We start from the raw sequence: 13,806 nt of genomic DNA, 5'->3' as shown, positions 1-13,806 counted from the left end.
AGCGGCTCAGAGCCTCCTGTTAAACTCTGACAAGCTGTCATGAGCTTGATGGGGCGTCATGCTGCCCAAGCTGAACCATGGCCTAATCTCTTCATAAGCGATGGTGATGCAGATGTGCCAGTGTTTGTCGATAGAGATCGACAATTTTAGCCGTAACTTCATCAATGCTAAGATTGTCTGTCTGAATTTCAATGGCATCGTCAGCTTTGCGCAACGGAGAGACTCGCCGCGTGCTATCTATCCGATCGCGATCGCGGATGGCTTGTTCTAAGTCTGCCCCCGATAGGTGCATTTGTCCTTGGCTCTGCCATTCCTGCTGTCGCCGCCGCGCCCGTTCCTCTACCGAGGCGGTTAGAAAAATTTTGAGTTCTGCATCTGGGAAGACATGCGTGCCAATATCGCGACCGTCCATGACAATGCCGCCTCGGCGACCGTAGGCTTGTTGTCGCCGCACTAACTCTTGCCGCACGATCGGCTGGGCAGCAATGGTTGACACATGAGCCGTGACTTCTACACTCCGAATGGCGGCTGTCACTTCATGTCCATTAATCCAGACATTGAGCGTGGGCAATGATCTAGCGTCTGATCTAGCATCTAGACTCTTTTCTGGTAAAGACGATTGGTTTAAGCTATTACCGCTTTCTAGCACAATGTCACACTGACTCACCAGTTCGGCAATCGCCGCCTGATCGGTCACTGCGATACCTGATTGCAATACCATCCAGGTGACAGCCCGATACATTGCCCCGGTGTCCAAGTAGAGCAAGCCCAAAGCCTGCGCCACTTGCCGTGCCACTGTTGACTTTCCTGCACCAGCGGGGCCATCGATCGCCAGAATTGGCTGTCGATCGCGCAAAACCAAATTATCAATCAAACGAGTAGAACCGACAAATGCAGCCATAGCTAATAATCCACAATCTTCGACTTGCTCTAACGGCATCATTGTATCGGGATGTACTAAATCAACGTACTGTAACCGAACCTCCGGGGCTGTCATTAACTCGGTTTTCACCGCGTCAATTAAATCTTCTCGTAGGCGCTTTCCTTGATAGAATAACTGCTCGGCCTGTTTGAGACCGCGATATAGAACCGTTGCCTGTTGACGTTCAGCCACTGATAGATATTGATTGCGCGAACTCATCGCCAAGCCATCCATTTCTCGTACGGTTGGGCAACCGATCACCTCAACTGGCAAATTTAGATCGGCTACCACTCGCTTCAAAATGGCTAATTGCTGCGCATCTTTTTGCCCAAAGTAAGCGCGATCGGGCTGCACAATAGTCAATAGTTTCGTTACCACCGTGGCAACACCAGCAAAATGACCGGGACGGAACCGCCCGCAAAGCTCTGTGGTCATTGCCGCGGGGGGAATTACTTGTGACACCGATTCTGCCGTTAAATGAGGGGCATAGGAAAATGCTGACAGAGAAGGGGTAACGTCCCACTCTTGAATACCAAACTTTTTCTGTCCGTACAGTTCAGCCGCCGTTGGAGCGAAGATTGCATCCACCCCCGCTTGTTGACAAAGCAGCCGATCGTGGTCTAAGGAACGGGGATAGTGTTGAAAATCTTCGTTGGGGCCAAACTGTAGCGGGTTAACAAAAATACTGACCACGACTAGATCATTATTTTGCCGGGCTTGCTCGATTAAGCTTAGGTGTCCGGCGTGGAGCGCGCCCATCGTAGGCACTAAGCCAACAGTCGGGGGGAAAATGTCCACGGAGTTGTCGCTTTTGGTAGGGTGAACGGGCTGTTTCTGACCCGATCGCTCCAGGTCAAGATAACAACGCAATCCTACAATTGTGGTAAACAAACGCACCGTCGTCCCCCCAAGTTTTGACGCAGTTCTCCGCTTAGTAGTGTACAAAATTCAGTGAGAAAGCAGGGGAGAGATGCAAGCAACCCCTCTATTACCCTCACTCTACCCCCAAACTAAAATCAATGCATTCAGCCCATTCAGGAAAATCGATCAAGGGGTTGCGGTTTCCCTGTCGCTCAAAAATGGCAGCATTGCGGTGCTTTTCATAGTCGTTTGGTGGATAGGTCATGTGCCATTCAATTAACGTTTCGAGCCGTTCCTGAGTGTATTCGCTTCTAGTTTTGCTAATTTTGCCGGGATAGCGCAACAGAAAATAGAGCGTAGCGCGGGCTACGGCTCCCTTGCCTCTGCGTGGCTCAAATCGATCGCTAGAAAGCTTGCCACATTCGGCTCGGATGCTGTCTCTTTCTTGAAACTGATCAAAATCAAAGTAAGGGTAGTTACTGCGGAAACTGTTACACGTCACCTCACAGGCAAACAAATGATGCAGATCGCCCCGCATTGGCTCGGCTTTGCCAAACCATGATTGTGGCACCACATGTTCGCAATTGTAAGGTAGGCTGGCTTCCAGCAATTCCAGGGCTTGCTGGTACTGCTCGGGGGATAGGGTGGATTCCTTCCGTTGAAGCTCTTGGGTACGTAACGATCGCAGTTGGTCGATGCGAAAATCTTCTCGAATGAATGCTTCGGGTTCAAACGGCTGCCCAGAATAGATGCTGCGAAGTTTCAGGTCTGGGTGCAAATCCACCCAGGGATATAACTGTTTATTGGGTTTATAGACCAGGGACGTGGTATGAGTTTGTCGTAGCCGATCGCTGAGCTTTCGGTACAGTTCGTCCGGTTCCAGGGATTCAATTTGGCGCAGCAGCCGACCATAATAGCGATCGCAATGCTGTGCATCTTGGGCTTCATCATAATAGGTGCGCTGGGTTGCTTCCTGAAACTCAGCCAATGCGGCTTCTAATTCATCTGATTGTGTCTCTGATGAATGAACAGATGGATTAGATTGGATATCAGAAGTGAAACTAGTAGATGGAGTAGGGAGGGGAGTTTCGCCCGAAAGCTGCATTGTGGGTTGACCCAAACGAATACTGACTTGAATGGGAATAGTCCAAGTAACAGTACCATCACTGGATACCATTGGAGTAGATCTATCCGAACCGCTCGCTGAATCAGTATCATCTGGATCGATCGATCGAGATATAGACATAGAGTTAGGAATAGAATAAGAGAGTAAATCAGATTTTAATTTTGATATTAAATTAGAATTAGATTCTGAATCAGAATCGGAGTCAAAATGTCTACTGTCTGGCATGGCTTCAAACAATTGATCGCGCAATGGTTTGGCAAACCTTGATAACCGCTGTTGCTTAATATGTTGAATAATGCAACGAACGCGCGTACCTTCATTTGCTAACCAAGCAATTTTCTGTTCGCCCTGCTCATCCGTCCAAACGTCTCCGTTGATTGTCAGAATTCGCCCTTGGCGATCGCGTTTGGGAACACCAGAATGATGGACAGCCACAACTTCCCACTGATCGTTAAACACCGGAGAGCCAGACGAACCGACCGCCGTATCTGTTTGATAGTGTAGAAACTCTGGCAGGACATCTACCAATTGATTTTCACGCAACGCCACCTGTTTGGGTTCGCCCCCTGGATGCTGAATAATGCTGACATATTCGCCAATGATGACCTTACCTTCGTCTTCAATTAAGCGATGCCAGCCAAACTGTTTCAAGCTAGGACAATGAGGTTCGGTTTGAACGGCAACCAGTGCATAATCGAGTGACTTGTCTGCCAGAAAAAATGCATCCGGATTGAGCTTAAGCCTTACAGATTGCAGCGGTTGTCCGTCAATTCCATCTTGATAATTAAATTCGACCTGTCCATAGGCAGACTCACGGGTAGGCAACACATGATGATTCGTCAGTAATAGTTGAGGCGACACCATGAACCCTGTGGCATATCCTATCAGTTGTCCCTGACTAGATTGAATCCAAATCCGCCCAACGGCTCGTGCCGCCCGTGTTCCTCGCTCTAGATAGTTGATGCGCATCAAATCATTCTTAAAGAAGATGCGTTCTAAAGACAGTGGCATCTCTGTAGGCGGTAAAGGAACCGACAATCCTTCTACCAATCGTGCTGCTGCCGATCGCTCTACACCCAGCCGTTGCAAACGTTTCTTCACTCGTTCTGGGTCGTCAGCCTGTAGGAACTCTCCAGCATTGAGTTTTCGTTGGTGTTGCAGGCGATCGGTTTGGCGTTTGGCATAGCGAGCTTCCGTTTCTGCGATGGTTTCGCGCAACTGCATGTCGATTTTCATAGAAAGTGTTTCGCTGCCGGAAACGAATCAAGGTTGGTTGCAACATGGACACAAACACGAATCAATGTGAAATTAACGTGGAATCAATGTGAATCAAACGGTAAGCTGAAAACAGTTAACCAAGAAAAGACGTGTCTAACCTAACCTTGATTTTTGTGAGTCTAGTGCCATTGTTCCTTCTTTCTTTAGTTTGACAAGTTCTTCAGGACACTTCATCCATCCGTTAATTGGCGAGCCTAAATGCAAACGCAACCCTTCAACTCAATTATTCACCCGCATAGGGTTGAATATAGCGGCGATGGGCCCTGACATAGCAATCATAGCTTTCACCGATCGGGCTTCTTACCCGCATCCAAGGATTACCACGGCGATCGGTCGCATTGATCAGAACTTCATCCGAGCCACCTCGTCCCACATCGGCTTGCAAAAGCTGTCCCTGTTCAAACTGTCGAACGATGTCATACTCTAACCCGGCTCCACGACGGCAATTCAGTCCTGGTGATATTACTTGCCAAAGAGAACCCGGTGACAGCGGGCTTGCTACCTGTCCAACTCTTGCAGCTTGATTGCGCCTATAGTTGCCGTTCAGGTCAGGTTGTGGGGTTGTCACTTGAGCCAAACCAGGCAGTATCCAGACTCCTATTAAGCCAGTCACCGCCATTCCAACTCCAACCAAGTTCGATCGACCTTGACTCCTCTCCGGTTGTGACATCGTCCTTCTTCATCCTTTACCTGGTTCGTTCACGATTCATTATCACGCCTGAATCGAGATCTGAATTGGACTGCCTCCCCTTCCCCCTTGCCCTGTTGAAAGAGGGAACGAGCGTTCCGGCTCTCTGCTCCCTCCGGGAGAAAGGGTAGGAATGAGGGCAACTTCGATTTGAATTTAGCCACGCCCATCATCAATGAATTACCAATCGAGTGCAACCTAGAACTAGCAAGGTTTAAAAAATTACAGATAGAACAGCAACATTAACGGCTTCATAAGCGACACTAGGAACACAGTTAAAGAACATACACAGCGTCAGACCCGATCGAAAGGAGCCTAGAATGCCAGATACTCGTGTTGCTACCTCCACCCGTTCCCATGCTGATGTGCGGCAGGTGGGCATTAACCCCAACCATTGGTATGTTGTGGCGCGCAGTGCCGAAGTCACCAATCAACCGTTGGGGGTCATGCTCTGGCAACACCCAATTGTGCTGTATCGCGATCGGGCAGGAACGATCCAAGCCCTGGCCGATCGCTGTCCACATCGCTATGTTAAGCTGAGCCGAGGGCAAGTCGTGGGAGATGCGATCGAGTGTGCCTATCACGGTTGGCAAGTAGACGCGCAAGGTCACTGTGCAGCTATTCCCTATCTAGAGGCTCAGCAAAAGCTTCCCAATTGTCGAGTGCGGCGCTATCCGGTGCAAGAGCAAGATGGGTTCATTTGGCTGTTTCCAGGCGAACCCGCGCGATCGAGTCAGGTGGCGTTATTGGGTGTACCAGAGTGGGATCACCTGAATTACATTGCTTCAGTGACGACGATCGATTGCCAGGCGCACTTTTCGTTTTTGATTGAAAACCTGATGGACATGTACCATGGGCATTTGCATCAAAACTATCAAGCCTGGGCCGACCCCAAACTGCAAGAACTGCATGAGGATGGCGATCGCATAGACGCCTATTATCAAGCCCAGAGCTACTATCGCATTGACAAAATTTGGTCAGTGTCTCAACTATTTTTTCCGGCTCTGCGCCGTTTGCATCCAGAACCGCTGACAGTATCTTATACCTATCCACACTGGACATCCACGCTGGGGGAAGATTTCAAAATCTATTGTTTATTTTGTCCGGTTGGGCCAACCCACACCCGCGCCTACCTGCTGCACTTTACCTCGCTTCATGCTTTTCCAAATCTCCACAAATTGCCGATCGCCTTTCGCCGTTTTGTCAAAAATTCGCTGTTTGGTTCGGCTAAGGGATTGCTCGATGGATTGGTGCGCCAGGATGTAGAAATGCTAGAGGATGAACAACAGGCCTATTTGACTCAACCAGAACCACCCCGCGAACTAAATCGAGCGTTGGTTAGTGTACAACGGCTGATTCGCACTCAAGCTGAACAAGTGTATTATTAATGGCAGAGAATCTGGGTACAATAAGCGATCGCAGGGCGAGGTAAATAGCCACACGAGGAAACAACAATGGCGAGGTTTTTACACATTGCAGACGTGCATTTGGGGTTTGATCGCTATGACAATAAGCAACGCACCCAGGACTTTTTCTATGCCTTTCGCGATGTCCTGAGCAAGTATGCGATCGACGAACAGGTAGATTTTGTCATCATTGCCGGTGATTTATTTGAGCACCGTAACATTCAACCTGCGACGCTGAATCAGGCTCAAGGATGTTTGGATATGCTGCGGGAGGCGGGCATTCCTGTGTTGGCGATCGAAGGCAATCACGATAATCGTCCCTATGGTACAAAAACCAGCTGGCTGCGCTATCTGGCGGATTGGGGGTTGCTAAAGCTCTTAGAGCCGGGCAATGTGTCCGAAGGGGAACCGCTTTATTCTCCTTGGTCAGAAGTCGATCGACGGGGCGGTTACATTGATCTCGAGTGTGGCGTGCGTGTGCTGGGGTCGGTGTGGTACGGGGCGTCTGCCCCCAGGGCGATCGAACAAATTGCAGCCGCTATTCCTAGCTTACCGCCTGCCGCTGGGCCTACCATCTTATTGTTTCATCACGGTGTGGAAGGACAAATTGCTCGCTATCAAGGAGCTTTGCGCTACAGCGAATTGTTGCCCCTTAAACAAGCAGGGGTTGATTATTTAGCACTAGGGCACATTCACAAAAGTTATGAAGTTGAGGGATGGATTTTTAACCCGGGTTCTACCGAGGCTAACAGCATTGAAGAAGCCAGTTTTACCCGTGGAGCTTACTTGATTGAGATCACGGAATCGGGAATTCAAGCAGACCTCAAACAGAACTATTATCAACGAGCGATCGTGCGTTTAATGATGACAGCCTGTGGTGAAGAAAGTGTAGAAGAAATTGAACAACAGGCGATTGAACGAGTGCAACAAGCCATACAGCAAGGGGTAATTAATACCCAACAGCAACCGATCGTTGAACTGCGCATTGAAGGACATGTCGGCTTCGATCGAATGGAACTAGATGTGCGACAGTTGCAGCAACAGCTTCATGAACTGAGTCATGCGCTAATTTTTCTGCTAAAATTCAACGCTGAATCGAACACCTTTGTCTCACCCGTCGCTGACGATGCCAATCGATTGCAGATTGAACAAGATGTGTTTTTGGACTTGCTCACAGCTAATGCTACCTACAAAAAAAGGGCTATGCCCTTGGCGCAAGGTTTGATTGATCTGAAAGAACAGCAATTAAATGGACGATCGGATTTGGAACTGTATGAATTTGTGCAAACCTTGTTGAATACCGAAACTGAAGCATAGTGGGGTGGGTAAGGGTGAGTGTGAACTGTCCCTCTGGCTCACGCCTCATCTTTAATGACTTCTAGATACTGTTCGTCCATCAAAAACATGCCTCGACTAAAGCGAACGCCCCACCCACCAGGACGCCGATCAACGATTACCCCTTCTTCACCCACTTGAATGACATTCGGTGGTCGCAGCATCGGCATCGGTTCTGCCGTTTTGACATAGGGAGGGAGAGACACAACTCGGACGCGATCGCCAACAGCCAATTCTTCCATATTAGACCTGGATAAAAAGATAAAAAAGAGAAAGGTAAAGAATCGGGCAGTACTTTAGCTTTAAGTCTTCAGCTTTCAGCCTTTCCTCTATGGTACTTGCCAAATGCGCTGATGATACTGATTGGGTTCAGCGTAGGGATCGATCGCTCCATGCGCGTGATCATGATCATCATTACAATCATCATGGCTATGACCATGATTATGATCATGATTATGTCCATGATTGTGACGATCTGATGATTTCGCTGCAAGTCGAAATTTACACATCTCACAATTCATCTGTACCTGTCCCAGTTGGGTTTCAATTTCTCGATCGCGCAGAATTTGAAACAGTTCAGGATGCAACCCAATTTCGGGTAGGCAAACAAGGGACAGATTGGGATACTGTTCTTGTTGTTGGGCGGTGATATGAAAGATTTTTTTGACTAGTGTCCCAGTAAACAAAAAGTGCGGCAGAACAATGATGCGCTTGGGAGTATAGAGCCGCGATCGTCGGAACCCTTCTTCCAATCGGGGATGGGTGATGCCAATGAAGCACGTTTCAACAGTATGATACTCGCTGCCTTCCCACAACATCCGCGCCAGTTTATAAACATCGCCATTCGCATCTGGATCGCTGGAGCCACGTCCCACAAACAGCAACACCGTGTCTGATCGCGAAATTCCAGTGGGGTTCCATTGTGGTTGATCGAGTTCAGCTAGGCGCAATCGCCATAGATCTAAAATGCCAGGTGTGATACCAAAATGACGACCATAGTGGAATGTCAGTTGGGGATGACGCTGACGAGCGCGATCGAGTTCATTCGTGACATCAAACTTATTGTGGCGAGCGGCAAACAGCAGAATTGGCAATACTGACAGGTCGGTGTATCCCATCTCTATACACTGATCCACGCCTTGCTGAATGGAGGGTTCGGTCAGTTCCAAAAAACACGGAATCACTGGGCGCGATCGATCGAGGGCTTGATAGGCGCTGGCAAAATCTAGCAAGCCTTGACGACCGTCGGCATCGCGGCTCCCATGCCCCACCAGCAGTAATGGACGTTGCAGGGGTAGTGGCGACAGGGATGGCGGAGGGATAGGGCGATCGATCGCCGATGGAGAAATTTGAATGAGACTAGTAGAAAACTCTGAATGTTCAATAGAAATAGACATGCGTTTCAGAACTCCGTCCTGTGCATCGCAGGACATAGAGTGAATAAACAGCGGACTGGTGTTCTGGCTTGGAAGAAAGGCTGAAGCCATGAAGGTTCTTGATCCTTGTCCTGTTTCCTTTCCCCCTTCACAGTTGCGGCACAGCGTTGGATTTTCACCAATCTTTCCCGTACGCTGCTGTTCACGTGTGCCTTGTCATCTTATCCCATTGCCTGAACGAACGTATGCGGGGACGGGGGAATTTTGATCTCCCTCGATGGAATTTTCGTAGTCGGAATACTAGGCGTTGGGCTGGCAAGCGATTTGATATAGCGTCTGCACGCTGACACCATCCGCCGGAAACTCAGCCAACCCAATTGTATAATTCACCTGAAATCGATCGCCTTGAGCCGTGAAGATTTGGCGACGCAGCAAAGTAAACACTGGAGAGAGACGATCGATCGCTTCCGTTTGATTGAGCCTGGGCAAGCCGATGACAAACTGTCCATAATCCCAATAGCCCGACACTTCCCCGCTATATAGAGAAGCCCGTAGCACCTCGCCCCAGCGTTTCAAGATTTGATGTCCCATCCAATGACCATAGCGATGATTGATCTGGGGCAGATCAGTGAGAGTAAGCACCACCAAGCAAACAGGAGTGCGATCGGCGTTGCACAGTAATTGCTCTAGCTGTTGCTGAGAGTGGGGTTGGTTCGCCAAGCCTGTCTTGGAATCGCGACGAGAGAGCCGTTGCAATAGTTGGTTGCGTTCTAGTCGATTGGTGAGACGGGTCAACAGTTCAGCCCCCAGAATTGGCTTGGTGACATAATCATCGGCTCCAGCCATGAAAACCTGCCGCACAGTTTCGGGTTCACGATGAGCGGTCAAAAACACGATCGGCAAATCTTGCCACTGTGGATCAGTACGCACGGCTTGGCACAGTTCAATGCCATTGAATTCGGGCATTTCCACATCCAGAATCAGCAAATCTGGCTTGGTGGCGTGCAATACGTTCCAAAACTGTGTCGGATCAGTGAGGGTGAACAGGCGCATCCCCCACGGTTCCACAATTGCCCGCAGCGCCTCTAGCAAGAGCGGATCATCATCCACCGCTAGCAGGTTTACAGTGTGGGTGTGGTGTTGCTGCAACATTTGGCTGGCCATGTCCCATACGTGGGTGGCAGTCACTGGAGCGGTGAGGATACCTGCAATTCCAGCCGCAGCCATCTGAATTCGATCGCTCAACTCGTCGGAGTCGGTAATCACTAGGGACGGAATCGCCGGAGTACGTGCCGACAACTGGTTTAACAACGGTAAGCTGTCGGCTAACAAATTGAATTCGTCCACTTGTAGCACAACCAAGTCAGGTGTGTGAGCCGTTAACCAATCTGCGCCTGCGGCGATCGTCTCGACGATGTGCCAACCCAACCCAGCCGATTGCGTCAGCGATTGCAACTCTAAACCAAGCTGACGATTGCTCCCCACCCACAGTAACCGTGGCGGCAAGTCACTGGGGGCTGATGCTTTGTCTAAGTGAGAGGACAAAACTCCGATCTGCAACAGAGCCGCAAGCTGTTCAACTAACGCTGGCACGTTGGTAGATGGTTCCACATTTGCAGACTCTAGTTGGGTTTCAAGTTCGCGAGCTAGTTGCGTGCCTTGGTCTTGCCCAAACATGCCCAAGACTCCAGCCAGCTTGTGAGCGGCCTTGCTTGCGGCTTGTCTGGTTTCGGCTGTGAGCATTCCCATCGACATGGCACGGGCCGCTGTTTGCAACACCTGTAGTCGCTCCATCATCAACCCTTGGTACTGCTGCCATAATTGGGCCATCGCTTGATTGAAAGCCGCTTCGGTTGATTGCGACTGAGAATCCAGAGCGATCGGGGTCTCGACAATCGGTTTTGTTGGTGTATCAGTCGGTACAGGCACGTTTGCCACGGTCATAGGGGGGGCTTTAGGGATGAGCCGATATCCGAGTCCATAGACGTTTTCAACCCAATCGGCAGCCCCTACCTCTTTCAACTTGCGCCGCAACCCTTTGACATGCGCCTTAACGCTTTCTTCCAGCGGTGGATCATCAAAAGACCAGAGGTGCTCGACAATTTGTCCCCGACTGAACACGCGGGACGGATTCCGCAAAAACAATTCCAGCAAGCTATATTCTTTTGGCGTCAGTTTCAGCGGTCGCCCATCGTGCGTCACTTCACAACTGACTGGATCTAATTGCAACGACCCTACCGTTAAAACCGAAGTTGGTGATACATCTCCTCGTCGTAACAGGGCCCGCACTCTGGCCTGAAGTTCACCCATATCCAGCGGTTTGGTTAAATAATCATCGGCCCCAGCATCTAACCCCCGAATGCGTTCTTCTGGAGCATCTTTGGCAGTCATCAGCAAAATAGGGGTTGAGCAAGCTTCTCCGCGCAACCGTTGACACAGCGTAATACCATCTAGTCGAGGCAACCCAACATCGATGATCAATAAATCATATACGCTATTTTGGGCATATTGCCACCCCAGTTGACCATCCTCTGCCACTTCTACTAGATAGCGGTGTTCACTGAGGGCTTGCGTCAAGATGTCTCCTAAAATTTCATCATCTTCTACTAGTAAAATGCGCATGAGTCTATCCTCTTCCAATCGATTGCGCCAACAGTTTGGAGTGCAGTCGGATGAGTTTAGGATAATCTTAATTGGTAAAGATGGCACGGTGAAACGATCGGAAGCCAGCCCGGTAGCGGTGAGTTCCGTGTTTACCCAAATTGATGCCATGCCCATGCGTCAACAGGAAATGCAACAACGAAATCAACTCTAATTTTGTACAGTGGTGGGAATACCCGAAGACATGGGTGTAACAACCGTCATGATTTGCGCTTGACTTTCGGAAAACCCGAAAGTCTGAACGGTCATTTCATCTGTTTGAAATCAGAGCCACTACAGGAGAATTAACACTGTAGGAAGTTAACAGGAATGAAACCTCTCACATTTGGAGGGATTCAGGACTTGACTCCTCAATATTCTCTTCTTTCTATTAGGAATCGGCTCTATGAAGACAGACACCCGTTCACAGACGGCATACAGCAAGTTTATTGAACAGGTTAAATCCGCACAGGTGCAACGGGTGATCCTCAAACCCGATCGCCTTGAATATAGTCTTAAACCCAAGCTTGGTGGCCAACGTTACTATACGCAATTAGCGGAACCGATCGAGGAGTTGACAGTGTTGCTGCGGCAGCATGCCGTTGAATTCATTAACCTGACCGATAATACCGCTACACCTTCCAGTATGGTTGGGTTACTGCTATCGCTTGGAATGCTGGTGGGTACGTTTGCTTGGTTATTAAAATTCAACAACTCTGGTGGCGGCGTAGGTATTGGTTTGGGCGTGGGTAAAAGCAACGCACGGGTCTACAGCCGCGGCAAAACAGGCATCACCTTTGCAGATGTGGCTGGGGTAGACGAAGCCAAGCAGGAGTTGCAAGAAGTGGTAGACTTCCTGTCCAATGGGGACAAGTATCGGCATGTGGGAGCAAAAATTCCAAAGGGCGTGCTGTTGGTTGGCCCTCCTGGAACGGGCAAAACTCTGTTGGCCAAAGCAGTAGCTGGCGAAGCAGGCGTTCCCTTTTTGAGTATGTCCGGATCGGAGTTTGTTGAGGTATTTGTGGGCGTGGGTGCGTCGCGGGTGCGAGATTTGTTTAACCGCGCTAAACGCCAAGCTCCTTGCATTATCTTTATTGATGAACTGGATGCGATCGGCAAAACACGCGGCGGCGGGCTACCCAATGGCGGCAATGATGAGCGGGAACAAACCCTCAATCAATTGCTGACAGAAATGGACGGCTTTGATGGCAACGATGGCGTAATTGTGATTGCAGCGACCAATCGCCCTGAGATTCTTGATCCGGCTTTACGTCGTCCCGGTCGTTTCGATCGCCAAGTAGTGGTCGATCGTCCAGACAAAAGCGGTCGAGCCGAAATTCTGCGGGTGCATGTGCGAGAGGTGCGCTTGGGTGAAGATGTAGATCTAGACACGATCGCTACGCAAACGGCTGGGTTTGCTGGGGCAGATTTGGCCAATCTGGTGAATGAAGCGGCGTTGATGGCGGCTCGTAATAATCGGCAGGCGGTACTGATGGCAGATTTCCAAGAGGCGATCGAACGAGTGATTGCCGGACTGGAGAAACGATCGCGGATTCTTACCCCACTAGAGCGGCAAACCGTGGCGTATCACGAAATCGGTCATGCGCTGGTTGGGGCGTTGATGCCGGGCAACACCAAAGTCTCGAAAATTTCGATTGTGCCGCGCGGACTGGCAGCCTTGGGCTACACGCTGCAAACTCCAGAAACCGATCGCTTCTTGCTATTAGAAGATGAATTGCGAGGACAATTGGCGACACTCCTGGGAGGACGATCGGCGGAAGAGATTATCTTTGGCAAGGTTTCTACGGGCGCTAGTGATGACATTCAAAAAGCTACTGATTTAGCGGAGCGGGCCATTACCCAATATGGCATGAGCGCGACCTTAGGCCCAATTGCCTTTGAGAAAAACAACGCTCAATTTTTGGAAGGCAACAGCACTCGTCGGGCCATTAGTGCTGAAGTGGCAAGGGAAATCGATCGCCAGGTGAAGCAGAGCATCGACAAAGCCCATGATATGGCGCTAGAGATTCTGCAACTGAATCGCGGCTTGTTAGAGTCGGCAACCCGCCTGCTGCTGGAAACCGAAGTGCTGGAAGGCGATCGGCTACAGGCAATTTTGGCTCAGGTGCAAGCGCCGGCCGGGCTAACCGCTTGGTTAATGAACGGCTAGCCAC

10 protein-coding genes are annotated in these 13,806 nt (G+C 49.9%); 4 read left to right on the top strand and 6 right to left on the bottom strand.

The features are described 5' to 3' along the window. Positions 1-91: 91 nt before the first annotated feature. The 3 genes from OXH18_RS20410 to OXH18_RS20400 form a co-directional block, all read right to left on the bottom strand. On the bottom strand, positions 92-1,819 hold the full coding sequence (locus OXH18_RS20410) for a bifunctional pantoate--beta-alanine ligase/(d)CMP kinase (RefSeq protein WP_268609307.1): 1,728 nt from the start codon (positions 1,817-1,819) through the stop codon (positions 92-94). Between the two features lie 97 nt (positions 1,820-1,916). Beyond that, the gene (locus tag OXH18_RS20405; RefSeq protein WP_268609306.1) at positions 1,917-4,145 is read right to left on the bottom strand and encodes an endonuclease; all 2,229 of its coding nucleotides are present in this window, start codon (positions 4,143-4,145) and stop codon (positions 1,917-1,919) included. 265 nt (positions 4,146-4,410) lie between these two features. Continuing rightward, a complete protein-coding gene (locus OXH18_RS20400; RefSeq protein WP_268609305.1) occupies positions 4,411-4,857 on the bottom strand; it encodes a hypothetical protein in 447 nt (148 codons plus the stop codon). 338 nt (positions 4,858-5,195) lie between these two features. Here OXH18_RS20400 and OXH18_RS20395 point away from each other — a divergent pair, with 338 nt between their 5' ends. Together OXH18_RS20395 and OXH18_RS20390 are read left to right on the top strand one after the other, a co-directional pair. After that, a complete protein-coding gene (locus OXH18_RS20395) occupies positions 5,196-6,263 on the top strand; it encodes an aromatic ring-hydroxylating dioxygenase subunit alpha (RefSeq protein ID WP_268609304.1) in 1,068 nt (355 codons plus the stop codon). A 66-nt stretch (positions 6,264-6,329) separates the two neighbouring features. Beyond that, a complete protein-coding gene (locus OXH18_RS20390) occupies positions 6,330-7,598 on the top strand; it encodes a metallophosphoesterase family protein (RefSeq protein ID WP_268609303.1) in 1,269 nt (422 codons plus the stop codon). 38 nt (positions 7,599-7,636) lie between these two features. On the opposite strand, the gene sipA is transcribed toward OXH18_RS20390, so the two are convergent. The 3 genes from sipA to OXH18_RS20375 all read right to left on the bottom strand — a co-directional run bounded on the left by sipA (position 7,637) and on the right by OXH18_RS20375 (position 11,614). After that, a complete protein-coding gene (sipA, locus tag OXH18_RS20385) occupies positions 7,637-7,858 on the bottom strand; it encodes a regulatory protein SipA (RefSeq protein ID WP_268609302.1) in 222 nt (73 codons plus the stop codon). Between the two features lie 87 nt (positions 7,859-7,945). Beyond that, a complete protein-coding gene (locus OXH18_RS20380) occupies positions 7,946-9,013 on the bottom strand; it encodes a sirohydrochlorin chelatase (RefSeq protein ID WP_268609301.1) in 1,068 nt (355 codons plus the stop codon). 279 nt (positions 9,014-9,292) lie between these two features. Next, positions 9,293-11,614 (bottom strand): response regulator, encoded by a 2,322-nt coding sequence (locus OXH18_RS20375; protein ID WP_268609300.1) that lies wholly within the window; start codon positions 11,612-11,614, stop codon positions 9,293-9,295. Between OXH18_RS20375 and OXH18_RS20370 the strand changes: the two genes are divergently transcribed. Together OXH18_RS20370 and ftsH are read left to right on the top strand one after the other, a co-directional pair. Next, complete coding sequence (locus OXH18_RS20370) at positions 11,613-11,807, top strand: DUF4174 domain-containing protein (protein WP_268609299.1); 195 nt, start codon at positions 11,613-11,615, stop codon at positions 11,805-11,807. The genes OXH18_RS20375 and OXH18_RS20370 overlap by 2 nt on opposite strands. Before the next feature lie 231 nt (positions 11,808-12,038). Beyond that, positions 12,039-13,802 (top strand): ATP-dependent zinc metalloprotease FtsH, encoded by a 1,764-nt coding sequence (gene ftsH / locus OXH18_RS20365; protein ID WP_268609298.1) that lies wholly within the window; start codon positions 12,039-12,041, stop codon positions 13,800-13,802. Positions 13,803-13,806 lie beyond the last annotated feature (4 nt).

The organism is Thermocoleostomius sinensis A174 (genome assembly GCF_026802175.1).
Lineage (GTDB): Bacteria > Cyanobacteriota > Cyanobacteriia > Elainellales > Elainellaceae > Thermocoleostomius > Thermocoleostomius sinensis.
This window is presented reverse-complemented; position numbering and strand designations above follow the sequence as displayed.